Source organism: Aerococcus sp. L_32 (genome assembly GCF_050689315.1).
Map to the genome: position 1 here is coordinate 1 of NZ_JBOEQF010001099.1, position 616 is coordinate 616.

Annotated in this window: 1 protein-coding gene; it reads right to left on the bottom strand. The window is 43.3% G+C overall.

Going from position 1 to position 616, the window contains the following annotated elements; genetic code table 11:
• Positions 1-616, bottom strand: a 616-nt coding sequence (locus tag ACRCJ0_RS18370) for an extracellular solute-binding protein (RefSeq protein WP_431391591.1), incomplete at both ends; no start/stop codon positions are given.

The window sequence follows — 616 nt, forward strand, 5'->3', positions numbered from 1 at the left end:
GGGCCATTTTTCGTACCATGTTTGTGCGTATTCAATCCCTTCAACAGCACCTTCAGTATTTAAACCGATGTCAGCTGTATCAGTACCATCTTGCCCGAAGATGTAGCCACCGTAACCAGCAATTAAACCGTAAGCAGAGTAGAAGTCTACCCAGTTTGCTAAGAAGCCAGTGTTTTTGCCTGATTCAGAAGAGTAGTCATATGCTGAATCTTCTGATAAGGCTTCTAATTCTTCAAATGTTGTTGGGGCAGTATCGATTAATTCTTTGTTGTAGTAAAGGACTAAGGCTTCAACTACATAAGGCATACCGTAAATTTCGTCATTAGCTGTTACTTGACGCTCGTCTGCTTCGTCATAACGACCATCATCTGGCAGTGTCACTGGTAATAAATGTCCTTGAATACCTAGGTTCCCAATACGGTCGTAAGGGGCGATTGTCACGTCTGGTGCAATCCCTGCTGGACCATCTAATGAAAGTGAATCTAAGGTTTCGAACATTTCACGTTCAACAACTTCAACGTCAATCCCTGTCTCTTCTTCAAAAGCTGGGGCAATTTCGTTTACGTAATCCACGTAGTCAGGACCAACTGATACTTGTAAGGTGCTACCGCTTGCG